The 22,995-nt window shown below is 74.5% G+C and carries 24 protein-coding genes; 15 read left to right on the forward strand and 9 right to left on the reverse strand.

All coding sequences use genetic code 11. The features are described from left to right. Window positions 1-36: 36 nt before the first annotated feature. From ABD158_RS10030 to ABD158_RS10045, 4 genes are read right to left on the reverse strand one after another with little or no spacing between them, the layout of a single operon-like run. Window positions 37-426: a universal stress protein gene (locus tag ABD158_RS10030; protein WP_344006665.1), complete on the reverse strand. Its 390-nt coding sequence runs from the start codon at window positions 424-426 to the stop codon at window positions 37-39. After that, a complete protein-coding gene (locus ABD158_RS10035) occupies window positions 423-1,973 on the reverse strand; it encodes a tripartite tricarboxylate transporter permease (protein WP_344006667.1) in 1,551 nt (516 codons plus the stop codon). The genes ABD158_RS10030 and ABD158_RS10035 overlap by 4 nt, the downstream gene beginning before the upstream one ends. Continuing rightward, complete coding sequence (locus ABD158_RS10040) at window positions 1,973-2,518, reverse strand: tripartite tricarboxylate transporter TctB family protein (RefSeq protein WP_344006669.1); 546 nt, start codon at window positions 2,516-2,518, stop codon at window positions 1,973-1,975. Before ABD158_RS10040 ends, ABD158_RS10035 begins: the two co-directional genes overlap by 1 nt. Beyond that, entirely contained in the window at window positions 2,515-3,510 is a 996-nt protein-coding gene (locus tag ABD158_RS10045) for a Bug family tripartite tricarboxylate transporter substrate binding protein (RefSeq protein WP_344006671.1), read from the reverse strand. The genes ABD158_RS10040 and ABD158_RS10045 overlap by 4 nt, the downstream gene beginning before the upstream one ends. Before the next feature lie 131 nt (window positions 3,511-3,641). Here ABD158_RS10045 and ABD158_RS10050 point away from each other — a divergent pair, with 131 nt between their 5' ends. Together ABD158_RS10050 and ABD158_RS10055 are read left to right on the forward strand one after the other, a co-directional pair. Next, entirely contained in the window at window positions 3,642-5,297 is a 1,656-nt protein-coding gene (locus tag ABD158_RS10050; protein WP_344006673.1) for a sensor histidine kinase, read from the forward strand. After that, window positions 5,294-6,001, forward strand: coding sequence for a response regulator (locus ABD158_RS10055; RefSeq protein WP_344006675.1), 708 nt, complete (start codon window positions 5,294-5,296; stop codon window positions 5,999-6,001). Before ABD158_RS10050 ends, ABD158_RS10055 begins: the two co-directional genes overlap by 4 nt. A 32-nt stretch (window positions 6,002-6,033) precedes the next feature. Here the strand turns inward: ABD158_RS10055 and ABD158_RS10060 are convergent, their stop codons facing one another. The 3 genes from ABD158_RS10060 to ABD158_RS10070 form a co-directional block, all read right to left on the reverse strand. After that, window positions 6,034-7,035, reverse strand: a complete 1,002-nt coding sequence (locus ABD158_RS10060; RefSeq protein ID WP_344006677.1) for a VldE C-terminal domain-containing protein — start codon at window positions 7,033-7,035, stop codon at window positions 6,034-6,036. After that, entirely contained in the window at window positions 7,036-7,959 is a 924-nt protein-coding gene (gene dapD / locus ABD158_RS10065) for a 2,3,4,5-tetrahydropyridine-2,6-dicarboxylate N-succinyltransferase (RefSeq protein WP_344006679.1), read from the reverse strand. A gap of 74 nt (window positions 7,960-8,033) precedes the next feature. Then, on the reverse strand, window positions 8,034-8,708 hold the full coding sequence (locus tag ABD158_RS10070; protein WP_344006681.1) for a PepSY domain-containing protein: 675 nt from the start codon (window positions 8,706-8,708) through the stop codon (window positions 8,034-8,036). A gap of 105 nt (window positions 8,709-8,813) precedes the next feature. Here ABD158_RS10070 and ABD158_RS10075 point away from each other — a divergent pair, with 105 nt between their 5' ends. From ABD158_RS10075 to idi, 9 genes are all read left to right on the forward strand, one after another. Beyond that, window positions 8,814-9,419, forward strand: a complete 606-nt coding sequence (locus tag ABD158_RS10075; RefSeq protein WP_344006683.1) for a DEAD/DEAH box helicase family protein — start codon at window positions 8,814-8,816, stop codon at window positions 9,417-9,419. Window positions 9,420-9,444: 25 nt separating this feature from the next. Beyond that, the gene (locus tag ABD158_RS10080; protein ID WP_344006686.1) at window positions 9,445-9,774 is read left to right on the forward strand and encodes a DNA polymerase ligase N-terminal domain-containing protein; all 330 of its coding nucleotides are present in this window, start codon (window positions 9,445-9,447) and stop codon (window positions 9,772-9,774) included. A gap of 302 nt (window positions 9,775-10,076) precedes the next feature. Continuing rightward, the gene (gene ileS, locus ABD158_RS10085) at window positions 10,077-13,376 is read left to right on the forward strand and encodes an isoleucine--tRNA ligase (protein WP_344006689.1); all 3,300 of its coding nucleotides are present in this window, start codon (window positions 10,077-10,079) and stop codon (window positions 13,374-13,376) included. 71 nt (window positions 13,377-13,447) lie between these two features. Further along, entirely contained in the window at window positions 13,448-14,278 is an 831-nt protein-coding gene (locus tag ABD158_RS10090) for a UbiA family prenyltransferase (RefSeq protein ID WP_344006691.1), read from the forward strand. Next, window positions 14,275-15,432: an NAD(P)/FAD-dependent oxidoreductase gene (locus ABD158_RS10095; RefSeq protein WP_344006693.1), complete on the forward strand. Its 1,158-nt coding sequence runs from the start codon at window positions 14,275-14,277 to the stop codon at window positions 15,430-15,432. The genes ABD158_RS10090 and ABD158_RS10095 overlap by 4 nt, the downstream gene beginning before the upstream one ends. A 1-nt stretch (window position 15,433) precedes the next feature. Beyond that, the gene (locus ABD158_RS10100) at window positions 15,434-16,546 is read left to right on the forward strand and encodes a type III polyketide synthase (RefSeq protein ID WP_344006695.1); all 1,113 of its coding nucleotides are present in this window, start codon (window positions 15,434-15,436) and stop codon (window positions 16,544-16,546) included. After that, complete coding sequence (locus tag ABD158_RS10105) at window positions 16,543-17,082, forward strand: isoprenylcysteine carboxyl methyltransferase family protein (RefSeq protein WP_344006697.1); 540 nt, start codon at window positions 16,543-16,545, stop codon at window positions 17,080-17,082. Before ABD158_RS10100 ends, ABD158_RS10105 begins: the two co-directional genes overlap by 4 nt. Then, window positions 17,075-18,115 (forward strand): NAD(P)/FAD-dependent oxidoreductase, encoded by a 1,041-nt coding sequence (locus ABD158_RS10110; protein ID WP_344006698.1) that lies wholly within the window; start codon window positions 17,075-17,077, stop codon window positions 18,113-18,115. Before ABD158_RS10105 ends, ABD158_RS10110 begins: the two co-directional genes overlap by 8 nt. Next, a complete protein-coding gene (gene idi / locus ABD158_RS10115) occupies window positions 18,112-18,699 on the forward strand; it encodes an isopentenyl-diphosphate Delta-isomerase (protein WP_344006701.1) in 588 nt (195 codons plus the stop codon). Before ABD158_RS10110 ends, idi begins: the two co-directional genes overlap by 4 nt. Window positions 18,700-18,746: 47 nt before the next feature. On the opposite strand, the gene ABD158_RS10120 is transcribed toward idi, so the two are convergent. After that, complete coding sequence (locus ABD158_RS10120; RefSeq protein ID WP_344006703.1) at window positions 18,747-19,676, reverse strand: oxidoreductase; 930 nt, start codon at window positions 19,674-19,676, stop codon at window positions 18,747-18,749. A 128-nt stretch (window positions 19,677-19,804) separates the two neighbouring features. Between ABD158_RS10120 and dapE the strand changes: the two genes are divergently transcribed. Genes dapE through ABD158_RS10135 form a run of 3 tightly spaced genes read left to right on the forward strand, consistent with a single transcriptional unit; the run spans window position 19,805 to window position 21,868 of the window. Then, the gene (dapE, locus tag ABD158_RS10125) at window positions 19,805-20,866 is read left to right on the forward strand and encodes a succinyl-diaminopimelate desuccinylase (protein ID WP_344006705.1); all 1,062 of its coding nucleotides are present in this window, start codon (window positions 19,805-19,807) and stop codon (window positions 20,864-20,866) included. After that, complete coding sequence (locus ABD158_RS10130) at window positions 20,851-21,588, forward strand: LOG family protein (RefSeq protein ID WP_344006707.1); 738 nt, start codon at window positions 20,851-20,853, stop codon at window positions 21,586-21,588. Before dapE ends, ABD158_RS10130 begins: the two co-directional genes overlap by 16 nt. Before the next feature lie 7 nt (window positions 21,589-21,595). After that, window positions 21,596-21,868 (forward strand): DivIVA domain-containing protein, encoded by a 273-nt coding sequence (locus ABD158_RS10135; RefSeq protein ID WP_344006709.1) that lies wholly within the window; start codon window positions 21,596-21,598, stop codon window positions 21,866-21,868. Here the strand turns inward: ABD158_RS10135 and ABD158_RS10140 are convergent. Further along, the gene (locus tag ABD158_RS10140; RefSeq protein ID WP_344006711.1) at window positions 21,855-22,682 is read right to left on the reverse strand and encodes an enoyl-CoA hydratase/isomerase family protein; all 828 of its coding nucleotides are present in this window, start codon (window positions 22,680-22,682) and stop codon (window positions 21,855-21,857) included. The two genes, ABD158_RS10135 and ABD158_RS10140, sit on opposite strands and share 14 nt — an antisense overlap. A gap of 141 nt (window positions 22,683-22,823) precedes the next feature. Between ABD158_RS10140 and ABD158_RS10145 the strand changes: the two genes are divergently transcribed. Then, window positions 22,824-22,991, forward strand: coding sequence for a DUF3117 domain-containing protein (locus ABD158_RS10145; protein WP_344006713.1), 168 nt, complete (start codon window positions 22,824-22,826; stop codon window positions 22,989-22,991). Window positions 22,992-22,995: the final 4 nt, after the last annotated feature.

A 22,995-nucleotide genomic window follows, 5' to 3' on the forward strand; every position in this document is an offset into this window, starting at 1 on the left:
GACACCCGGATCGTGCGCACCCGGGCCGACTCGCGCTCAGGGGCTGGGCTTGACCGCCAGCACCGGGCAGGGCGCGTCGAGCAGGATCCGCTGGGCGACGCTGCCCATGAGCACCTTGCCGACCGGGCTGCGGTGGCGGATGCCGACGACCACGAGCGAGCCGCCGACCTCCTTCACCACGTCGATGACGGCCTCCGACGGCTCGACGCCGACGGGCTGACGGACCTCGTGGGTCAGCCCCTGCTCGCCGAGCGCGGCGTCGAGCTCGGCGAGGCGCTCGGTGGAGGCGAACCGCTCGTCGACGAAGGCGTCGCCGCGGGTGGCGTTGACGACGACGACGCCGAGCCGGCGCAGCCCGGCCTCGGTGACGGCGTGGGCCAGCGCGGCCTCGCCGTAGACGTCGGGGGTGTAGGCGACGACGATCACGAGCCGACCTCCTGGCGGTCCCTCTCGGGGACCTCGGTGAGTGGGGTGGCCGGCCGCGGGGCGACCCGCGACCAGACGAGCGGGACGACGACGACCAGGACGATGATCGCGTAGACGATGATCGCGATCGGCTCGTTGACCAGGCCGACGAGGTCGCCCGAGCTGAGGTCGAGCGCCTCGCGGAGCCGGACCTCCATGAGCGGGCCGAGGATGACGCCGAGGATCAGCGGCAGCACGGGGATCCCGAAGCGGCGCACGGCGAACCCGAGGGCGCCGAACACGAGCAGCAGCGCCACGTCGAACGGCTGCTGCCGGACGGCGTAGGCCCCGAGCGAGGCGAAGAACAGGATGCCGGCGTACAGCTGGGGGCGCGGGATGCGCAGCAGCTTGGCCCACACCGGGGCGAGCGGCAGGTTGAGCACCAGCAGCAGCGCGTTGCCGATGAGCAGGCTGGCCAGGAGCGCCCAGATCAGGTCGGGCTGGTCGGTCATCAGCGTCGGGCCGGGGGTGATGCCGTAGCCCTGGATCGCGGCGAGCATCACCGCGGAGGTCGCGGTCACCGGCAGGCCGAGGGCCAGCAGCGGCACCAGGGTGCCGGCGGCCGAGGCGTTGTTGGCGGCCTCCGGGCCGGCGACGCCCTCGATGGCGCCCTCGCCGAAGGACTCGCGACCCTCGGCGTGGTGGCGGCCGGCGAGCTTGCGCTCGGTGATGTACGACAGGAACGTCGGGGTCTCCGCGCCGCCGGCCGGCACGGCGCCGAACGGGAAGCCCAGCGCGGTGCCGCGCAGCCACGGCCTCCAGGAGCGCCGCCAGTCGTCCCTGCCCATCCACGGGCGCCCGACCGGGATCACCTGGAGCGGGCGGCGCCGCAGGTGCGCCGCCGTCCACAGCGCCTCGCCGACGGCGAACAGCCCGACGGCGACGACGACGATGTCGATGCCCTCGGCGAGCTGGTTGACGCCGAGCATCGCCCGGGGCTGCGCGGTGGAGGCGTCGAGGCCGACCAGGCCGATCGCGAGGCCGATGAACAGGCCGACGAAGCCGCGGAGCTTGGAGGCCCCCAGGACGGCGGAGACCAGCACCATCGCGAGCAGCATGATCGCGAAGTACGACGGGGCGCCGATCTGGACGGCGAATTCGGCGAGCGGCGGCGCGAAGAAGACGACGCCCAGGGTGCCGATCGTGCCGGCCACGAAGGAGCCGATGGCGGCCGTGGCCAGTGCCTGCGCGGCGCGCCCGGCCTTGGCCATCCGGTTGCCCTCGAGCGCGGTCATCACCGACGCCGACTCGCCGGGGGTGTTCAGCAGGATCGAGGTGGTCGACCCGCCGTACATGCCGCCGTAGTAGATGCCGGCGAACATGATCAGCGCCGAGGTGACGTCGAGGCCGTAGGTCACCGGGAGTAGCAGCGCGACCGCCATGGCGGGGCCGACGCCGGGCAGGACGCCGACGAACGTCCCGAGCAGGACGCCGATCACCGCCCACATGAGGTTCATCGGGGTGAGGGCGTCGGCGAGGCCCCCGCCCAGCAGGGAGAGTGTCTCCATCAGAGGATCCCGTCCAGGATGCCGGGCGTCAGGGGGACCCCGAGCGCGACGTAGAAGAAGTACCAGCTGGCCAGCGCGAGGGCGACGCCCACGAGCAGGTCGCGGACCAGGGTGCGGCTGCCGAGGGCCCAGGCGGCCCCCGCGAACAGCAGGCCGCCGGTGACGGCCCAGCCGAGGACGTCGACGAGCAGCACGTTGGCCGCGAGGACGACGGCGAGCTTGCCGACGGTGACGAAGTCGGAGCGCTGGTCGAGGTCGACGTCCTCGCCGCCCTCGGCCTCGGCCCGGTCGCCGCGCAGCGTGGCCACGATCCAGATCGCGGCGAGCACGATGAGCGCGCCGCCGATGACGTAGGGGAACAGGCGGGGCCCGACGGGGTCGGCGAACCCGATCCGCAGGCTGCTGGCGTCGACGACCAGGTAGACGCCGGCGACGGCGAGCAGGCCGGCGAAGACGATCTGGCCGACGTCGACGCCGGCGGGCACGCGCGCGGCGCCGCCGTCGGCGGGCGCCGGGTCGGGGGGCCGGGGGGTGGTGGTGCTCATGCGTCCTCCTCGTCGATGAGCTCGAGCTCGGTCAGGGTGTCGGCGACGCGGGCGTCCTGCTCGACGAGGAACCGGTCGAAGTCCGCGCCGGTCACGAAGGCGTCCTCCCAGCCGTTGGCCTCGAGCTGCTCGGTCCACTCGTCGGTGTCGCGCATGGCGGTGAAGTAGTCGATGTAGTCCTGCTCCCGCTCCTCGGAGATGCCGGGCGGGGCGAGGACGCCGCGCCAGTTGAGGAACGTGAAGTCGATGCCGGACTCGACGAGCGTGGGGATGTCGCTGAGCGACTCCTGCTCGATGCGCTCCTCGCCGGAGACGGCCAGGACGCGCAGGTCGCCGTTCTCGATGGACCCGGCGAACTCGCCGAGGCCGGAGAAGCCGACCTGGATCTTGTTGCCGAGCAGGGCGCTGGTGAGCGGACCGCCGCCGTCGTAGGAGATGTAGTTGACGGCCGTCGGGTCGACGTCGACCGCCTCGGCGAGCTGGTGCGGGAAGAGGTGGTCCGGCCCGCCGGGCGAGGAGCCGCCGCCGACGGTGATGGACGCCGGGTCGGCGCGCCACGCCTCGACGAAGTCGTCCACCGTGCGCCACGGGGAGTCGCCGGGAACCAGGATCCCCTCCTGCTCCTCGATCAGCTGGGCGATGGGGGTGGCGTCCTGCAGGGACTCGGTGGACCCGAAGGAGTACAGCGAGCCGACGACGCCGAGGCCGACGGTCATCATCGACTCCTCGTCGCCCTCGAGGTTCATCAGCTGCGCGAACGCCAGGCTGCCGCCGGCGCCGATGGCGTTCTCGACCTGGAAGCTGCCCCCGGTGACGTCGTGGTCCTCCATCACCCGGACGGCGGCGCGGCCCGTCAGGTCGTAGCCGCCGCCGGGGCTGTTCGGGATGATCATGAGCAGGTCGTTGTCGCCCTCGCCGCGGGTGACCCCGCAGGAGGAGACGGCGAGCGCCACGGCGAGGGTGGTGGCCACCACGCCGGTGGTGCGTCCCACCTGTCGTGCTCGATGTCGCATGCTGTCCTCTTCGATGATGTGGGGTGAGCCGGTTCACACCGGCCTGCACGGAGTCTGCGAGCCGCGTGTGGCGGCCGTCACGGTTAGGGAGGTAGAGGAGGTTGCGGTCGTTGTGGTCACGGCTGACGCTGGCCGGGCAGTTCCTGGTCTTCCAGCTGGGCGTGATCGGCCTGGTGGCGGTGTCGGTCACGGTGATCGCGGTGCCGCAGGCCGACGCCGAGTTCCGCAACGACCAGGGGCAGACCACCCGCGCCGTGGCGAACGCGATCGGCAACGCGCAGCTGGTGCAGGACGACATCGGCGCCGTCGGCGCCCAGCGCCTGCTGTCCCCGATCGTGGTGCAGCAGCAGGAGTCGGCCGCCATGGACCTCACCCTCGTCGCCGACACCGAGGGGACCGTCATCGCCTCCTCCGACCCGACGATCGTCGGGGACCGGATCGGCGTGGGGGAGGCGGCCGCCGACGTCGCCGCCGGACGCACCTGGACGGGCGAGGCGGAGCTGGGGGGCCGACGGTTCCTCGTCTCCTACCGTCCGGTGTTCGACGCCGTGGAGGGGCCGGAGGGCGACGTGGGCGGCGGCGTCGTACGGGTCGGGATCGCGGGGGCCGGCGTCGCGGCGCCCACGCTGGGCGAGCGCCTCGCCGGGGCGGTGCCGGACACGCTGCTCTACCTCGCGATCGCGGCGGGCCTCGGCGTCGCCGGATCCTACCTGCTCTCCCGGCTCGTACGACGGCGCACCCGCGGCCTCGAGCCGGCCGAGATCGCGACCCTGGCCGACCACCGCGAGGCGCTGCTGCACAGCATCCGGGAGGGCGTGCTGGGGGTGGGCACCGACGGCCGCGTCACCGTGCTCAACGACTCCGCGCGCGACCTGCTCGGCCTGCCGGCCGACGCCGTCGGCCGCCACCTCGACGAGCTGGACCTCCCGCCCGGGCTGCGCGACGCGCTGGCCGGCGCCGGCGCCGCGGAGGAGACGGTGGTCGTCACCGGCGCGAAGGCGCTCGTGGTCAGCCGTCGTGCCGCCGCCAGCGAGGGCCGCTCGATCGGCACCGTCACCACGCTCCGCGACCGCACCGAGCTGGTCGCGCTGCAGAGCCAGCTCGACGTCAGCCGCAGCGTCACCGACACCCTGCGCGCGCAGACCCACGAGCACGCCAACCAGCTGCACACCCTCTCGGGGCTGGTCCAGCTCGAGGAGTACGACGAGCTGCGCCGCCTCGTCGGGGACCTCTCGCGCCGCCGCGCCGAGATCAGCGAGGCCGTCACCGCGATGGTGGAGGACCCGGCCGTCGCGGCGCTGCTGGTCGCCAAGACCAGCTCGGCGCTGGAGTCGGGCCAGGAGCTCGGGCTGGTGCCCGGCTCCCGCCTGCGCCGCCTCGACAGCGCGACCTCCGCGGCCGTCACCACCGTGGTGGGCAACCTCGTCGACAACGCCCTGCACGCCTCCGCCGCCTCGGGGGGACGCCACGTGGACGTCCGTCTCGACGACGACGGCGCCCGGGTGGCCGTGGAGGTCAACGACGACGGCGACGGCGTGCCCGCGGAGGTCGCGGACGCCGTCTTCGCGCGCGGCTTCTCCACGAAGCCCGAGGTCACCGGCGGCCGGGGCGTGGGGCTGGCGCTCGTGCAGGTCGTGTGCGAGTCCCGCGGCGGTAGCGTCACCGTCGACAACGGCGGCGAGCTCGGGGGAGCGGTGTTCGTCGCGACCCTGCCCTACGCCGACCCGTACGCCGATCCCCACCGCGCCGAGGAGGTGCTCGCGTGACCCAGCCCGCGACGCTCGGGGTGCTCGTGGTCGACGACGACTTCCGGGTGGCGGCGATCCACTGCCGCTTCGTCGAGCGCACCGAGGGCTTCGAGGTCGTCGCGAGCGTCCGCAGCGGCGCCGAGGCGCTGGAGGCGGTCACGGAGCTGCGGCCCGACCTGGTGCTGCTCGACGTGCACCTGCCGGACCTGTCGGGCCTGGAGGTGCTCCGGCGGCTGCGGGCCTCCGCCGACCCGGGCGTGGCCGAGGTCGGCGTCATCGTCATCACCGCCGCGCGGGAGGCCGACACCGTCCGCGCGGCCCTCCACCGCGGGGCGGCCGGCTACCTGGTCAAGCCGTTCGAGGCCGAGGACCTCTCCTCCCGCCTCGCCGACTTCCGCCTGACCCGCGAGGTGCTCGCCGGCAGCCCCGACGTGGCCTCGGTCGACCAGGCGGCGATCGACGCGGTGTTCGGTCGGGTGGGCCCGGTCCGGCGCGAGGCCGACCTGCCGAAGGGCCTGTCGGCGGAGACCGGCCAGACGGTGCTGGCCGCGGTGCCGCCCGACGGGGACGTGTCGGCCGCCGAGGCGGCCGAGACCCTCGGGATGTCGCGCGTCACCGCCCGGCGCTACCTCGAGCACTTCGTCGAGTCGGGCCGGCTCGAGGTGCGCCTGCGCTACGGCCGCGCCGGGCGCCCCCAGCGCCGTTACGCCCGCGCCGGCTGAGTCGCCGCGGGTGCCGGGCCCCGGACGACGGGCTACTCGAAGACGTCGACGTGCACGTGGTCGCGGTGGCGCAGGATCTCGGCGGTCGCGGGGTCGCGGCCCTCGGTGTCGACCTCGTAGTCGCGCCACCCCTGCGCGGAGCGGCGGGCCGTCCAGATCCGGTCGTCGTAGATGACGGTGGCGACGCCGAGCCGCTCGGCGTGCGCGACCAGGTACTGCGCGAGCGCCCAGCCGCGGGTCAGGTTGGCCTCGTCGACGGGACGGAAGAAGAAGTCGACGGCGCGGCCGTCGTAGTGGGCGGAGCCCTCCATGTGGCCGGTGCTGACCCCCTCGGGCGCGAACCCGCCGGTCTGGACCTCCCCGAACGCCGCCAGCACGTCGCGGCGCACCGCGTCGGCGCGCTCGGTGAGCCCGAGGTCGCCCAGCTCGGCGGAGACCGCCTCGGCGCTGCCGCTGGCGTCGCACGTGAACGCGGCCCGCGAGAAGCCGGTCAGCGCGGAGGCGAGCACGCGGGCGTCGGCCGCGTGGTCCTCGTAGGCCTCCGGGAAGCCGGAGCGCTGCACCTCCTGGGCGGCCTCGGTGATGCGCATGCCCTCGTAGCCGTCGACCTCGACCAGCGCGTCGTAGAAGGCGTTGGTCGCGTAGACGGGGTCCTGCACCTGCGCCTCGGTGCCCCAGCCCTGCGACGGCCGCTGCTGGAACAGCCCCAGGGAGTCGCGGTCGCCGTAGTCGATGTTGACGATCTTCGACTCCTGGTACGCCGTGGCGAGCGCGATGGAGACCGCCCGGGCGGGCAGGTCGCGGCGCACGCCGATGGCGGCGATCAGGGCGGCGTTCTCGGCCTGCTCGGTCGAGACGGCCACGGTCCGACCGTCGACCTCGGCGGTGCAGCCGGAGGCGGAGGGCAGCCCGGGGATGATCGGCCCGAGGAGGCGGCTGACGGCGAACCAGGTGCCGACCGCGACCCCCGCGAGCAGGAGCAGGACGAGCAGCAGCGTGCCGGCCCGTCCGCCGCCGGAGCGGACGGCGGACATCTAGTTCGCGTGCAGGGCGGCGTTCAGCGCGATGCCCTGCCCGGTGCGGGCGACGGCCTCCACGGCCCCGGACACGGAGTTGCGCCGGAACAGCACCCCGTCGGACCCTGAGAGCTCGGCGGCCTTCACGACCCGGTCCTCGCCCGGCAGCGTCACCTTCGTGCCGGCGGTGACGTAGCAGCCCGCCTCCACGACGCAGTCGTCGCCCAGCGAGATCCCGATGCCCGCGTTGGCGCCCAGCAGGCAGCGCTCGCCGATCGAGATCACCTCGGTGCCGCCGCCGGACAGGGTCCCCATGATCGAGGCCCCGCCGCCGACGTCGGAGCCGTCGCCGACGACGACGCCCGCGGAGATGCGGCCCTCGACCATCGAGGCGCCCAGCGTGCCGGCGTTGTAGTTGACGAAGCCCTCGTGCATCACGGTGGTGCCGGGCGCGAGGTGGGCGCCGAGCCGCACGCGGTCGGCGTCGGCGATGCGCACCCCGGTCGGCAGCACGTAGTCGACCATGCGCGGGAACTTGTCGACGCCCCACACCGCCACCGGGCCGGCGCCCTTGAGGCGGGCCCGGGTGGTCTCGAAGCCCTCCACCGCGCACGGGCCGGCGGAGGTCCACACGACGTTGGTGAGCAGCCCGAAGACGCCCTCCATCGACATGCCGTGCGGCTTCACGAGCCGGTGCGAGAGCAGGTGCAGGCGCAGCCAGACGTCCTGCGGGCTCGTCGGGGCGGCGTCGAGGTCGGGGACCTCGACGAGCTCGACCTCGGTGGTCACCCGGCGGACGGCGTCCTCGCCGGCCAGCATCCCGAGGGTGCCGCCGGAGTCCTCGGTGCCGCGCTCACCGAGGCCGGGCTCGGGGAACCAGACGTCCAGCACGTGGCCGTCCAGGTCGCGCGTGGTCAGTCCGTAGCCCCAGGCGGAAGTCATGGCGCCGAGTCTAGGAGGGCCCGCTGAGCGCTCCCTGAGCCCGCCCGCGTGCCCCGCCCCGGCGGCCCGCCCGCTCAGTCGTCGTCGCCGTCGTCGTCCTGCTCGGTGCCGATGACCTGGCCGGAGGCGGCGTCGACGAGCACCGTGCGCTGGTCGTCGTCGGTGTCGTCGCCGAAGTCGACGTCCCAGCGCAGCGTGCCGTTGTCCTCGTCGAGGTCCACGCCGGTCACGTCGAGGTCGGTGACCTCGCCCGCGGCGGTCTCGATGGCGGCGGCGTAGTCGACCGAGGCGTCGAGCAGGCGCTGGCGCTCGGCGCGGTCGTCGCCGTCGTCGTCGTTGTCGTCGGCCACCGGGCCGCGGGTCACGGTGCTGCCGTCGGCCGAGACGTCGACGTCGTTCTCGACGCCGTCCTGGGTCAGCAGGGTGACGTCCCAGTCGCCGTTGTCGTCGCGGTCGACGGTGATCAGCGTCGCGCCCGACAGCTCGCCGAGGGCGGTCTCGGCGGCGGTGCGCAGGTCACCGCCGCCACCCTGACCGCCCTGGCCCGACGCGGCGCCGTCATCCTGGGACCCGGTGTCGTCCGGCGTGCTGGACGCGTCGCCCTCCGGGGACTCGGTGACGGTGACGGTGGCCGAGGGGGTGCCGGCGTCGGTGTCGCCGTCGTCGTCGGAGCCGCAGGCCACGAGGACGACCGCCAGCGGGGCGACGGCGAGGGCGGCGAGGCGGTGACGGAACGGGCGGGTCGACATGGGGTCTCCTGGTGTGCGGTCGGATGCGATCGGTGCGTCAAGTCTGCGAGAGCCCGTCCTAATTCCGGATGAAACCGACCTCAAGGGACTCTTAACCTTCTCGGCGTGAGCGGGTGTCGAGACGCGGAGCTGCTGCTGATCACGGGTCCGCCCGCCGTCGGGAAGATGACGGTGGGCCGCGCGATCGCGGCCCGCAGCGCCTACCGGCTCTTCCACAACCACCACACGATCGAGCCGCTCCTGGAGGTGTTCGGTCACGGCACACGGGCGTTCGAGGTGCTCAACGAGGAGTTCCGCCTCCGGGTGGTCACCGAGGCGGCGGCGGACGGGCTGTCGCTGATCTTCACCTTCGCGTGGTGGGTCGACTCCGACACGGACGCCGAGGTCGTCGCGCGTCTCGTGGCCCCCTACACCGATGCGGGTCTGCCCGTCCGCGTCGTCGAGCTGTACGCCGACCTGCCGACGAGGCTGGCGCGCAACGTCGGGACGGACCGGATCGCCGCGAAGCCGTCGAAGGCCGACCTCGCGTGGTCCGACGCCCACGTGCGGGAGCTGGACGCCGCGCACCGGATGAACACCGACCCCGCCCGGCCCTCCGTGGCCGACGATCTGCTGGCCTCCCTGCCGCACCTGCGGGTTCGCACCGAGGGGCGCGCCGCCGAGGACGTGGCGACCGAGGTGCTGCACTGGGTGGGTGTCTGGAGCACCTGATCGACCCCCCGGCCGGCCCCGCTTCGTGCTCCACGACCACCGCGAGCCCCGGCCCCACCACGACCTGCGGCTCGAGGAGGACGGCGTGCTGCGCTCCTGGGCGCTGCCGAAGGGGCTGCCGGTCGACGTGCGTGGCGACCGGCTCGCGCTCGCGGTGGCCGACCACGACCTCGACCACGCGACCTACGCCGACGAGCACAAGACGATCGCCGACGACGGCTGGTGGGAGCTGGAGCGCCGCGACGAGCGACGCTTCGTGTTCCGGCTCCACGGACGCGACGGGGCGACCCGCTACGCGCTGATCCACACCGGCGGCACCCACTGGCTCCTGCACCGGGTGAAGGACCAGTCGTGAGCGGCCCGGGTCGGACGGCCCGGGCGAACAGATTCGCCCGGCGCCGACGGCCCGCCGTACGATCGGTGCCACAGGCGTCCGAGCCGTCATCAGCGGCGAGCCTCCGGAAGAACGGCCCGGCCGGCACCACCGACCGGGCTCACTAGAACCGGACGGGTAGGCCCGTCACAGCCGTGAACGGAGAGGCCCCGCGAGGGGCAAGCAGGGTGGTACCGCGGTCCCCGCCGTCGAGCGTGGGTCGTCCCTGTGGTCAGACCCGATCGACCGCAGAGAACGACCCCAGCGCGAGGAGACCCCCACCCATGGCCGGCCAGAGCTACCCGAAGGTCACCACCGACCCGTCCGGCTCCGTGCCGCCGAGCCCACGCTTCCCCGACATCGAGCAGCGGGTCCTGGACTACTGGGACGCCGACGACACCTTCCGTGCGAGCGTCGAGCAGCGGGACGCGGGCGCCGACGGGTCCAACGAGTACGTCTTCTACGACGGCCCGCCGTTCGCCAACGGCCTGCCGCACTACGGCCACCTGCTGACCGGCTACGTCAAGGACCTCGTGCCGCGCTACCAGACGATGCGCGGGCGCCGGGTCGAGCGCCGCTTCGGCTGGGACACCCACGGCCTGCCCGCCGAGCTCGAGGCGATGCGCCTGGCCGGCATCAAGACCACCGACGAGATCGCCGAGCTGGGCATCGAGCGGTTCAACGAGCTCTGCCGCGCCTCGGTGCTGAAGTACACGGGCGAGTGGCGCGACTACGTGACCCGCCAGGCCCGCTGGGTCGACTTCGAGAACGACTACCGCACCCTCAACCCCGACTACATGGAGTCGGTGCTGTGGGCGTTCAAGCAGCTGCACGAGAAGGGCCTGGTCTACGAGGGCTTCCGCGTGCTGCCCTACTGCTGGAACGACGAGACCCCGCTGTCCAACCACGAGCTGCGCATGGACGACGACGTCTACCAGCGCCGCCAGGACCCCGCCGTGACCGTCGGGCTGCGCCTGGAGACCGGGGAGCTGGCCCTGGTCTGGACGACGACGCCGTGGACGCTGCCGTCCAACCTGGCGATCGTCGTGGGCCGCGACATCGACTACGTCGTGGTCACCTCCGACGTCACCGGCACGACCGAGCGCTACGTCGTCGCCGAGGCGCGGCTCGCGGCGTACGCGAAGGAGCTCGCCCCCGACGGCGAGCCCACCGTCGTGGAGCGGCTCACCGGCGCCGACCTGCTGGAGCGCTCCTACACGCCGCCGTTCACCTACTACGCCGGTCACGAGCGGGCGTTCCGGATCGTCGAGGCCGACTTCGTCACCACCACCGACGGCACGGGCCTGGTCCACACCGCCGGCGCCTTCGGCGAGGACGACAAGCAGGTCACCGACCGCGAGGGCATCGAGCCCGTCATGCCGGTCGGCAAGGACGGGCGGTTCACCGCGCCGGTCGTCGACTACGCGGGCATGCAGGTCTTCGACGCCAACCCCCACGTCATCGACGACCTCAAGTCCGCCACCGCGGGGGAGGCCGCGGGCTCCGTCAGCCCGGGCACGGTGCTGCTGCGCCGCGAGACCTACGACCACGCCTACCCGCACTGCTGGCGCTGCCGCGAGCCCCTGATCTACAAGGGCGTCGAGTCGTGGTTCGTCGCGGTCACGAAGTTCAAGGACCGCATGGTCGAGCTCAACCAGCAGATCCGCTGGGTGCCCGACCACATCAAGGACGGCCAGTTCGGCAAGTGGCTGGAGAACGCCCGCGACTGGTCGATCACCCGCAACCGCTTCTGGGGCTCCCCGGTGCCGGTGTGGAAGTCCGACGACCCGGCGTACCCCCGCCTGGACGTCTACGGCTCCTTCGCCGAGATCGAGCGTGACTTCGGACGCCTGCCGACGCGGACGGTCGACGACGGCGCGGGGGCGACGCGGGAGGTCCCGGACCTCCACCGCCCCTACGTCGACGACCTGACGCGGCCCAACCCCGACGACCCCCGGTCGCCGGAGGAGGGCGGCAGCACGATGCGGCGCGTCACCGACGTGCTCGACGTGTGGTTCGACTCGGGGTCGATGAGCTTCGCCCAAGTGCACTACCCCTTCGAGCAGGAGGAGTGGTTCAGCCACCACTTCCCGGGCGACTTCATCGTCGAGTACATCGGCCAGACCCGCGGCTGGTTCTACACGATGCACGTGCTGGCGACGGCGCTGTTCGATCGGCCCGCGTTCGAGAACTGCGTCTCCCACGGCATCGTGCTCGGCTCCGACGGCAACAAGATGTCGAAGTCGCTGCGCAACTACCCCGACGTCTCGGAGGTCTTCGACCGCGACGGCGCCGACGCGATGCGCTGGTTCCTCATGTCGAGCCCGATCCTGCGCGGCGGCAACCTCGTGGTCACCGAGCAGGGCATCCGCGACGCCGTGCGCCACACGATGATCCCGCTCTGGAACGCCTGGTACTTCCTGTCGCTGTACGCCAACGCGGCCGGCGAGGGCGGCTACGCCGGGGTCCGGCGCACCGACTCGACCCACCCGATGGACCGCTACCTGCTCGCCAAGACCCGCGAGTACGTCGAGGCCAGCACCGCGCAGCTCGACGACTACGACGTCGCCGGCGCCTGCGAGACCACGCGCGGCTTCATCGACGTGCTCACGAACTGGTACATCCGTCGCTCCCGGGGCCGCTTCTGGGCCACGGACTTCTCGGCGGACGACGCGACCGCCCGCGAGCCGTTCGACACCCTGCACACCGTGCTCGAGACGGTCTGCCGGGTCACCGCGCCCCTGCTGCCGCTGACCGCGGAGGAGATCTGGCGGGGGCTGACCGGCGAGCGGTCGGTGCACCTGACCGACTGGCCCGACGCGGCCGAGCTGCCGGCCGACCCGGGCCTGGTGGCCGCGATGGACCTGGTGCGGGAGGTCTGCTCGGCGGGCTCGGCGCTGCGCAAGGCCGGCGGCCTGCGGACCCGGCTGCCGCTGTCCTCGCTGACCGTGGTCGTGGCCGACCCGGCCCTGCTCGGGGGGTTCGCCGACGTCGTCGCCGACGAGCTCAACCTCCGCGAGGTGCGGCTGCTGGCCCTCGACGACCCCGAGGCCGCGTCGTACGGCGTGTCGCAGCGGCTGACGGTCAACGCCCGCGCGGCCGGGCCGCGGCTCGGCAAGGACGTCCAGGCCGCGATCAGGGGCTCGAAGTCCGGCGACTGGTCGGTCGGCGACGACGGTGCGGTGACCGCCGGCGGGCTGGCGCTGGTCGAGGGCGAGTACACCCTCGAGACCGTCGCCGACGGTGTCGGTGACGACTCGGCCACGGGCGTGCTGCCCGGCGGCGGCTTCGTCGTGCTGGACACGCGGGTGAGCGAGGAGCTCGCGGTCGAGGGCCTGGCCCGCGACCTGGTGCGCGCCGTGCAGCAGGCGCGCCGCGACGCCGGCCTGGAGGTCTCCGACCGGATCGCGCTCACGGTCGCCGGCACCGCCGGCGTCCACCGCGCCGTCGCGGCGCACGAGCGGCTCGTCGCGGAGGAGACCCTGGCGGTCGAGGTCGTCGTGGTCGACGAGCCGGTGCCCGGGGCCGACGAGGTCGCGCTGGCCGACGGCGAGCGGGCGACGGTGGGCGTCGAGCGCCGGTAGGCGGCGGGGTCGGGGAAGGGGTCCGGCCGGGAGTCTGGGTACCGGGTCGCGGGCACGGAGCAGCGGGAGGCGTGAGGGTGGCGAGCGGCAGCACGATCGGCGCGCTGGTGCGCTCCTGCCACCCCGCGCCCGCGGTCGCGGTGACCGTGCTGGCGGCGCTCCTGGCGGCCGGGGCGGGCGCCGACGTCGACCGCACCGTCGTGGTGGTCGCCGCCGTGCTCGCGGGCCAGCTGTCGATCGGCTGGTCCAACGATCTCGTCGACGCCGCCCGCGACCGGCGGGTCGGGCGCACCGACAAGCCCGCCGCCACCGGCGAGCTGCCCGTCGCGACCCTGCGGACCGCGACCGGGGTCGCGCTCGTGCTGGCGGTCGCGCTGCCGCTCGTGCTCGGGGTGTCGGCAGGACCGGGCGCCGCGACGACCGGGCTGCTGGTCGTCGCCGGCGGGTGGGCCTACAACCTCGGCCTGAAGGCCACGGTGCTCTCCTGGCTGCCGTACGCCGTGGCCTTCGGCGCGCTGCCGGCGTTCGTGCTGCTCGCCGACGGCCTGAGCGTGCCCGGCTGGATGCCGGTGGCCGGGGCGCTGCTGGGCGTCGGCGCCCACGTGCTCAACGTCGTGCCGGACCTCGACGACGACGCCGCGACGGGGGTGCGGGGGATGCCCCACCGCCTCGGCGCGCGCCGCGCGGTTGGCGCCGGGGCCGCGCTGCTCGTGCTCGCCACCGTCGTCATGGCCCTCGGCGCCCCGGTCCGCGGCGCGACGCTGGCGCTGCTCGCGGTCGTGGTGGGCGCGCTCGCCCTGGTCGCGGTGCTGCGGGGAGGGCGCACGGCCTTCCGGGCCGCGATGGCCATCGCGCTGGTCGACGTCGCGCTGCTGGTGCTCGCGCAGGGGGCGGGCGCGTGAGCGGGCCGCGGGACCCCTGGGACCTCGTCGTCGTCGGCGCCGGGCCCGCGGGCAGCGCGGCCGCGCTCGGCGCGCTCGCCGCCGACCCCGACGCGCGGGTGCTGCTGCTGGACCGCGCCGACTTCCCCCGCGACAAGGTCTGCGGCGACGGGATCGCCCCCCACGTGTTCGAGGCCCTCGCGGGCGCCGGCGTCACCGGTGTCGCCGACGGCTGGACCCCGATGCGCCGCCTCGAGCTGGCGCTGGGCGCGGCGAGCGTGTCGCGACCGCTGTCGCGGCCGGTGTGGGTGATCCCGCGGGAGGTCTTCGACGCCCGCCTGGTCGAGCGCGCGGTCGCCGCCGGGGCGGTGCTGCGCCGGGAGAAGGTGGACGCGGTCACGCGCACCGGGGCCTCACCCGAGGTCGCCGGCGAGCGGGCCCGGGTCGTCGTCGGCGCCGACGGCGCCCACTCGGTGGTCAGGCGGTCGGTCCACGGCGAGCGGCCCCAGCGCCGGGCGCTGGCGCTGCGCGGCTACGTGCCGACCCGCCCGGAGTGGGCGGGCTCGCAGGTGATCCGCTACGGCGAGCGGCGCCAGCCGTCGTACGCGTGGGCCTTCGACCGTGGGGACGGCCTGACCAACGTCGGCTACGGCGAGCTGCTCGACAACGAGCGTGACGGGCCGCCGACCCGGGCGGTGATGCTCACCGAGCTGGACCGCCTGCTGCCGGGCTCGACCGACGACGGGCGGCAGTGGCGGGCGCACCACCTGCCGCTGTCGGGGTGGACGTGGCGTCAGCCCGACGGGCCGGTGCTCCTGGCCGGCGACGCCTCCGGGCTGGTCAACCCCATGACCGGGGAGGGCATCTACTACGCGGTCGCCACCGGGCTGGCCGCCGGCCGCGCGGCGGTGACCGCGCGGCGCGAGGGTGACGCCACCCGGGCCGGGGCGGCGTACCGTCGCGACGTACGACGACTGCTCGCGACCCACCTGCGCCACACCGCCACGGCGGCGAGGCTCTCGGGGGTGCCGCGACTGGTCGTGGCCGGGATCGAGGCGGCCAGGCGGGACCCGCACGCGTTCGACGACCTCGTCGAGCTGGGGCTCGGTCGCGGACGCATCACCCCTCGGCTCGCGGGCGGACTGCTCGCGGGCCTGGCGAACAGGAGACCGTGACGTGCCGACAGGCCCCCAGCTGCTCGCGGTGCGCGGCGCCCTGCCTCCTCACCGCTACGACCAGCAGACGATCACCGACGCCTTCGCGGAGGTGATCGTCGCCCCGGACGCGGCGGTCGACCAGCGGCTGCTGCGTCGCTTCCACGCCAACGCGGGGGTCGCGGCCCGGCACCTGGCGGTCCCGCTGGAGACCTACGCGGAGCTGCGGGACTTCGGCCAGGCCAACGACCTGTTCCTCCTCCACGCCGTCGCGCTCGGCGCGCAGGCGCTGCAGGACGCGCTGAAGGCCGCGGACCTGACGCCCTCCGACGTCGACCTGATCGTCACCACCACCGTCACCGGGCTGGCGATCCCCTCCCTCGACGCACGCATCGCCGCGGTCGTGGGCCTGCGTCCCGACGTGCGCCGGGTGCCGCTGGTCGGGCTGGGCTGCGTGGCCGGGGCGGCGGGCGTCGCCCGGGTCGCCGACCACCTGGTGGGCCACCCCGACCACGTCGGGGTGCTGGTCTCGGTCGAGCTGTGCTCGCTGACGGTGCAGCGCGACGACACCTCCACGCCCAACCTGGTCGCCAGCGGCCTGTTCGGCGACGGCGCCGCCGCCGTCGTCATGGGTGGCGCCTCACGCGCGCCCGGGCCGGTGTCGGTGGTGGACTCCCGCAGCCGCCTCTACCCGGACTCCGAGCGCACGATGGGCTTCGACGTGGCCGCCACGGGCCTGCGGATCGTGCTCGGCGCCGACGTGCCGGACCTCGTCGAGGCGTACGTCGGGGGCGACGTCGACGCGTTCCTCGCCGACCACGACCTCACGCGGGCCGACGTCGGCTGGTGGGTCTGCCACCCCGGCGGGCCGAAGGTCATCGACGCGCTCCAGGCCGCGCTCGACCTGGACCCCTGGGCCGTGCAGCTCACCCGCGACTCGCTGGCCGACATCGGCAACCTGTCGAGCGCCTCGGTGCTGCACGTGCTCGCCGACACCCTGCGGGAGCGGCCGCCCGCCCCCGGCTCGTGGGGCGTGCTGATGGCGATGGGACCGGGGTTCTGCTCGGAGCTGGTGCTGCTGCGCGCCGACACGTCCACCACGTCCACCACGTCCACCACGGAGGTGAACGCGTGACCCTGCCGGTGCTGTTCACGGTCCTGGTGCTGCTCGTCGGGCTCGAGCGGGTCGCCGAGCTCGTGGTGTCCACGCGCAACGCCGCGTGGGCCTTCGCCCGGGGCGGCGTGGAGTCCGGGAAGGGCCACTACCCGGTGATGGTCCTGCTCCACACCGGCTTCCTCGTCGGCGCGCTGGTCGAGGTGTGGCTGCGACGCCCGGAGGTGCCGGCGGCCCTCGCGTGGTCGATGTTCGCGGTGGTCCTCGCCGCCCAGGCGCTGCGCTGGTGGTGCATCCGCACCCTGGGCCCGCAGTGGAACACGCGCGTCATCGTGGTGCCTGGCGGCGGTCTCGTGGCCTCCGGTCCCTACCGGCTGCTGCCGCACCCCAACTACGTCGCGGTCGTCGTCGAGGGCGTCGCCCTGCCGCTGGTCGGTGGGGCCTGGATCACGGCGGTCGTCTTCACCGTGCTGAACGCGGCCCTCCTCGCGGTGCGCCTGCGGGTCGAGAACGCGGCGCTGGCCGCTGCGGAGCCGTCGGGGGTGGGCCGTGCGTGACCTGGTCGTCGCCGGCGGCGGGCCGGTCGGCCTCGCCGTCGCGCTCCACGCGGCGCGGGCCGGCCTCGACGTCGAGGTCCGCGAGCCCCGCGCCGGCGTGATCGACAAGGCGTGCGGGGAGGGCCTGATGCCGGGCGCCGTCGCGGCGCTGGCCCGGCTCGGCGTCGACCCGGAGGGGATCGACCTGCACGGCATCCGCTACGTCGACGCCGGGCGCGGCGGGGTCCGCGAGGCCCGGGCCGACTTCCGGGCCGGGCCCGGCCGGGGCGTGCGGCGCACCGTGCTCCACGCGGCGCTGCACGACGCGGTGGCCCGCGCCGGCGTCCCCGTCGTCGCGACCGCCGTCCGGGACCTGGAGCAGCGTGACGACCACGTGCTGGTCGACGGCGAGCCCTCCCGCCACCTCGTGGGGGCCGACGGCCTGCACTCCGGCGTCCGCCGGCTCGCGGGGCTGACCGACGCCCGACCCCACCGGGACCCTCGACGCTACGGCCAGCGCGTGCACCTGGAGTGCGCCCCGTGGAGCGCCCACGTCGAGGTGCACTGGAGCCCGGTGGGCGAGGCCTACGTGACTCCGGTGGCACCCGACCTGGTCGGGCTCGCCGTCCTCACGGCGGACCGGACGCCGCTCGCCGAGCTGCTGCCCGCGTTCACCACGCTCGCCCCGCGCCTCGCGGGGGTCGCGGCCGGGAAGGTCCGGGGGGCGGGGCCGCTGCGCCAGCGCACCCGGGCCCGGGTCGCCGGGCGGGTCCTGCTCGTGGGCGACGCCGCCGGCTACGTCGACGCGCTCACCGGCGAGGGCCTCGCGCTCGGGCTGGCGCAGGCCGAGGCGGCGGTCGCGGCCGTCGCCGCGGGCACGCCGGAGGCCTACGAGATCGCGTGGCGTCGCCTGACGCGACGTCACGACCTGTTGACCGCGGGGCTCCTCCGGGCGACCCGGGCCGCGCCGGTCCGCTCGCACGTCGTGCCGGCCGCCCGCCGGATGCCGTGGGCCTTCGGCTGGGCGGTCGACCAGCTGGCGAGGCCCGCGTGAGCGCCCCGCCGGCGGGGGCGGAGCTGGTGGTGCTCCTCGACGAGGCCGGCGAGGCGGTCGGGACCACCGAGAAGGCCGGCGTCCACCACGCCGCGACGCCGCTGCACCTGGCGTTCTCCTGCTACGTCTTCGACGGTGAGGGCCGGGTGCTGGTGACCAGGCGGGCGCTGCACAAGCCGACCTGGCCGGGGGAGTGGACCAACAGCTTCTGCGGCCACCCGGGGCCGGGCGAGCCGCTGGCCGACGCCGTACGACGGCGCGCGCCGCAGGAGATCGGCGTCGAGGTCCGCGACGTGCGGCTCGCGCTGCCGGCGTTCCGCTACCGCGCCGTGATGCCCAACGGCGTGGTCGAGAACGAGATGTGCCCCGTCTACACCGCCGTCGCCGCGGGCCCCGTGGTCCCCGACCCCGCCGAGGTCGACCAGGCCGTCTGGGAGCCGTGGGCCGACTTCCGCGCCGGCGTGCTGGCCGGGACGCGCGCCATCAGCCCGTGGTGCGCCGAGCAGATCGCCCTGCTGCCACAGGACCCGCGCGCCGCTGCGCCGGCGGACCCGTCCGTCCTGCCCCCGGCCGCCCGCGTCTGAGCCCGGCCCGGACCCCGCACCGGCGCGCGGCGCGGTGCCGCGCGGGATCAGACCGGGAACGTGACCCCGGTGAGCTCCTCGGACGCGGCCCACAGGCGGTCCTGGGCGACCGGGTCGTGGGAGCGGGCGGTCGAGGTGACCCACACCGGCAGGCCGACGGTCTCGCCCGGCCCGGCCGGGCCGAAGTAGTCCCCGCCGGCGGCGGCCGGGTCGGTCGCGGCGCGCAGGCTGCCGAGCGCTCCGGCGGCGGGCGGGTTCAGCAGCCGGCCGCCGACCTTCATCCCGAGCTTGAAGATCGCCGGCGAGTTGCGGATCAGCTCGGTGGGGGAGACGCCGGGGTGCGCGGCGAGCGCGATGGCCGGGGCCGCGGCGTCGCGCAGCTTGCGGTCGAGGAGGTAGGTGAAGAGCAGGTTCGCCAGCTTGGAACGCCCGTAGGCCGCGGTGCGGTCGTAGCCGCGGGTGAGCTGCAGGTCGTCGAAGTCGATCCGCGAGCGCACCTTGTGGGCGATGCTGCTGACGTTCACGACCCGCCCGGCCGGCGCGGCCAGCACGCGGTCGAGGAGCAGACCGGTGAGCGCGAAGTGACCGAGGTGGTTGGTGCCCATCTGCATCTCGAAGCCGTCGGCGGTCTCGCGACGCGGGTTGACGTACATGACCCCCGCGTTGTTGACCAGCAGGTCGATCGCGTCGTAGCGGTCGCGCAGGGCGGACGCCGCCGCGCGCACCGACTCCAGCGACGCCAGGTCGAGCTCCTGCACCCGCAGGTCGGCACCCGGCACCCCGGCGTGGATGTCGGCCAGCGCCTCCGCACCCTTCGCGTGGTCGCGGCAGGCCAGCTCGACGGTGGCGCCCGCGCGGGCCAGCTCGCGGGCGGTCTCGCGGCCCAGGCCGGTGTTGGCGCCGGTGACCACGGCCACCTTCCCCTCCAGGGACGGGATGTCGCGGGCGGTCCAGGGCTCGGAGGTGAAGGCAGGCATGCCGCCAGCCTAGGAGCGTCCTCCCCGCGCCGCGGTGGTCGACCGCCGCCATGGAGCCGCTCGCGACGTGCGAGGACCTCCCCGAGGGCTACGGGTTTGTGCTGCTCCCGGCCTGCTTGACTGGCGCCATGCTGGACCTGACCCGTGACGTCGTCACGCTGACCCGCGACCTGGTCGACATCGAGTCGGTCAGCCACCACGAGGCCGACATCGCCGACGCCGTCGAGGCGGCGCTGTCCGCGCTGCCCCACCTCACCGTCGTGCGCCGGGGCCACACGGTGGTCGCCCGCACCGAGCTCGGCCGCGCCGAGCGGGTGGTGATCGCGGGCCACCTCGACACGGTCCCGCTGAACGACAACCTCCCCTCGCGCCTCGACGAGGAGACGGGCCTGCTGCACGGGCTCGGGACCTGCGACATGAAGGGCGGCGACGCGGTCATCCTGCGGCTCGCGGCCACGCTGAGCGAGCCGGTGCGCGACGTCACCTACGTGCTCTACGAGGCCGAGGAGGTGGAGGACGTCCACAACGGCCTCGGCAAGCTCGCCGCCTCCGACCCGGACCTGCTCGCCGCCGACTTCGCCATCCTCATGGAGCCCAGCAACGCCGGCGTCGAGGCCGGCTGCCAGGGCACGCTGCGCGTCGACGTCACCACCCGCGGCGAGCGCGCCCACTCGGCCCGGGCCTGGCGGGGCGTCAACGCCATCCACGGCGCCGCCGACGTGCTGGCCCGGCTCGCGTCGTACGAGCCGCGTCGCCCCGAGATCGACGGCCTGACCTACGTCGAGGGCCTCAACGCCGTCCGGGTCCGCGGCGGCGTCGCCGGCAACGTGATCCCCGACGAGTGCGTCGTCGAGGTCAACTTCCGCTTCGCCCCCGACCGGTCCACCGCCGAGGCCGAGGCCTTCGTGCGCGACTTCTTCTCCGGCCACGAGGTGACCCTCACCGACCTCGCCCCCGCCGCCGTGCCGGGGCTCGGACGCCCGGCCGCGGCCGCGTTCGTCGAGGCCGTCGGGGGTCAGGTGGCCCCCAAGTTCGGCTGGACCGACGTCGCCCGCTTCTCCGAGCTCGGCGTGCCGGCGGTCAACTACGGGCCCGGTGACCCGATGCTGGCCCACACCCAGGCGGAGCACGTCCCGGTCGCCGACATCCGACGCTGCGAGGAGACACTCACCGCATGGCTGAGCACGTGACCGGCACCCCCGAGCGGCAGCGCGGCCAGACCCGGCTGCGCCGCGGTCAGGTCGACACCTCGACCACCGACCAGCGGCTGCTCGAGTCCCGCGGCCCGACCGACTGGGTCCACACCGACCCGTGGCGCGTGCTGCGCATCCAGTCGGAGTTCGTGGAGGGCTTCGGCAGCCTCGCGGACCTCGGCTCCGCGGTCGCGGTCTTCGGCTCCGCGCGCACCCCGGCCGACCACCCGCAGTACGCGCTGGGCGAGCTCGTCGGGCGCCGCCTGGCGGAGGAGGGGTTCGCGGTCATCACGGGCGGTGGTCCCGGCGCGATGGAGGCCGCCAACAAGGGCGCCTGCGAGGCCGGCGGGACCTCGGTCGGCCTCGGCATCGAGCTGCCCTTCGAGCAGGGCCTCAACTCCTACGTCGACATCGGCATCGACTTCCGCTACTTCTTCGTCCGCAAGACCATGTTCGTCAAGTACTCCCAGGGCTTCGTGGTGCTCCCGGGCGGCTTCGGCACGATGGACGAGCTGTTCGAGGCGCTGACCCTGGTGCAGACCCGGAAGGTCACGTCGTTCCCGATCGTGCTGATCGGCGTCGACTACTGGGGCGGGCTGATCGAGTGGCTCCGCACCACGATGCTGACCGACGGCAAGATCGCCGCCAAGGACCTCGCGATGATCAGCCTCACCGACGACCCCGAGGAGGCGGTGCGGCTCATGGTGGACAGCCGGTGAGCGCGCGGTGACCTGGGTCTTCGCGATCCTGGTCGTGCTGGTCCTCGGCGGTGTCGCCGCGGCCGCCGCCGGGCGGGGGAGCGGGCTGGCCGAGGACGACGACCTCGTCGCGGGTCCGACCTCCCGGGAGGTGCCGCTGGACGCGTCGGGGCTCCGCGCCGTCCGCTTCCCGCTCGCCCTGCGCGGCTACCGGATGGCCGACGTCGACGCGCTGCTCGACCGCCTCGCGGCCCGCGAGGAGGCGCGGCAGCAGGAGGCCGAGCGTCCTAGCGACCCGTGAAGGTCGGCTTCTCCTTCGCCAGGAACGACGCGACCGCCGCGGCGTGGTCCTCGGTGTCGCCGGTACGCCGCATCTGGCGGCCCTCGAAGGCGAGCACGTCCGCCAGCTCGTGGGTCGCGGCGTAGGCCAGGGAGGCCTTGATCGACGCCAGCGCCACGGTCGGACCGGCCGCGAGCCGGGCGGCGAGGGTCGCGGCCTCGCCGGCGAGGTCGCCGGCCGGCACCACGCGGTTGGCCAGGCCTATCGCCAGCGACTCCTCGGCGTCGACGGTGCGGGGCATGAACAGCAGCTCGGCCGCGCGCGCGTGCCCGACGAGGCGGGGCAGGGTCAGGCTGGAGCCGGTGTCGCAGGACAGCCCGACGCCGGCGAACGCGAAGTTGAACCCGGCGGTGTCCGCCACCAGCCGTAGGTCGCAGGCCATGGCCAGGCTGGCCCCGGCCCCGGCGGCGACGCCGTTGACGGCCGCGACCACGGGCTTGGGCATCTCGAGCAGCGTGGTGACCGTCGGGTTGTAGTGCTCGGCGACGGTGCTGCCGAGGAGGTCGTCGCGGCCCTCGCGCTGGTGCTGCACGTGCTCCTTGAGGTCCTGGCCCACGCAGAATGCCCGCCCGGTGCCGGTCAGCACGACGCAGCGCACGTCGTCGTTTGCGGCGAGGTCGGCGAGGGTGTCGCGCAGCAGCACCTTGGTCGCGACGTCGAGGCCGTTCATGGCGCCCGGGCGGTTCAGGGTCACCGTCGCCACGGCGCCCTCGGTGGTGAGCAGGACGGGGGCCTCGGCGGGGCCGGAGTCGGGTGTCGTCACGGGTGTCGTCACGGGGGTCAGTGTGCCCGATCACAGCCTGCGCGGCGCGTCGGCGGAGCATGGGGGATAATGGTTCCCACCCGTCGTGACGCCGCGCCCCGCGGCGAGGCGTCATCGCGACGACCACCTGTGACTCAGAGGAAGAGGTACTCGATGGCCGCGATGAAGCCACGGACCGGCGACGGCCCGCTGGAGGTCACCAAGGAGGGTCGCGGCATCGTCATGCGCGTCCCGCTCGAGGGTGGCGGTCGCCTGGTGGTGGAGCTGAACGCCGACGAGGCGGGGGCCCTCGGGAAGGCCCTCGACGACGTCGTCGGCTGACCTC

The sequence above is a fragment of the Nocardioides lentus genome (genome assembly GCF_039529515.1).
Taxonomy (GTDB): Bacteria; Actinomycetota; Actinomycetes; order Propionibacteriales; family Nocardioidaceae; genus Nocardioides; species Nocardioides lentus.

What these genes read in the sequence shown, in the direction of transcription:
- ileS (WP_344006689.1), top strand. Translation starts at nt 10,077, where the DNA reads ATGGCCGGCCAGAGCTACCCGAAGGTCACCACCGACCCGTCCGGCTCC.
- dapD (WP_344006679.1), bottom strand. Translation starts at nt 7,959, where the DNA reads ATGACTTCCGCCTGGGGCTACGGACTGACCACGCGCGACCTGGACGGC.
- ABD158_RS10120 (WP_344006703.1), bottom strand. Translation starts at nt 19,676, where the DNA reads ATGCCTGCCTTCACCTCCGAGCCCTGGACCGCCCGCGACATCCCGTCC.
- dapE (WP_344006705.1), top strand. Translation starts at nt 19,805, where the DNA reads ATGCTGGACCTGACCCGTGACGTCGTCACGCTGACCCGCGACCTGGTC.
- ABD158_RS10070 (WP_344006681.1), bottom strand. Translation starts at nt 8,708, where the DNA reads ATGTCGACCCGCCCGTTCCGTCACCGCCTCGCCGCCCTCGCCGTCGCC.
- ABD158_RS10035 (WP_344006667.1), bottom strand. Translation starts at nt 1,973, where the DNA reads ATGGAGACACTCTCCCTGCTGGGCGGGGGCCTCGCCGACGCCCTCACC.
- ABD158_RS10130 (WP_344006707.1), top strand. Translation starts at nt 20,851, where the DNA reads ATGGCTGAGCACGTGACCGGCACCCCCGAGCGGCAGCGCGGCCAGACC.
- ABD158_RS10060 (WP_344006677.1), bottom strand. Translation starts at nt 7,035, where the DNA reads ATGTCCGCCGTCCGCTCCGGCGGCGGACGGGCCGGCACGCTGCTGCTC.
- ABD158_RS10145 (WP_344006713.1), top strand. Translation starts at nt 22,824, where the DNA reads ATGGCCGCGATGAAGCCACGGACCGGCGACGGCCCGCTGGAGGTCACC.
- ABD158_RS10040 (WP_344006669.1), bottom strand. Translation starts at nt 2,518, where the DNA reads ATGAGCACCACCACCCCCCGGCCCCCCGACCCGGCGCCCGCCGACGGC.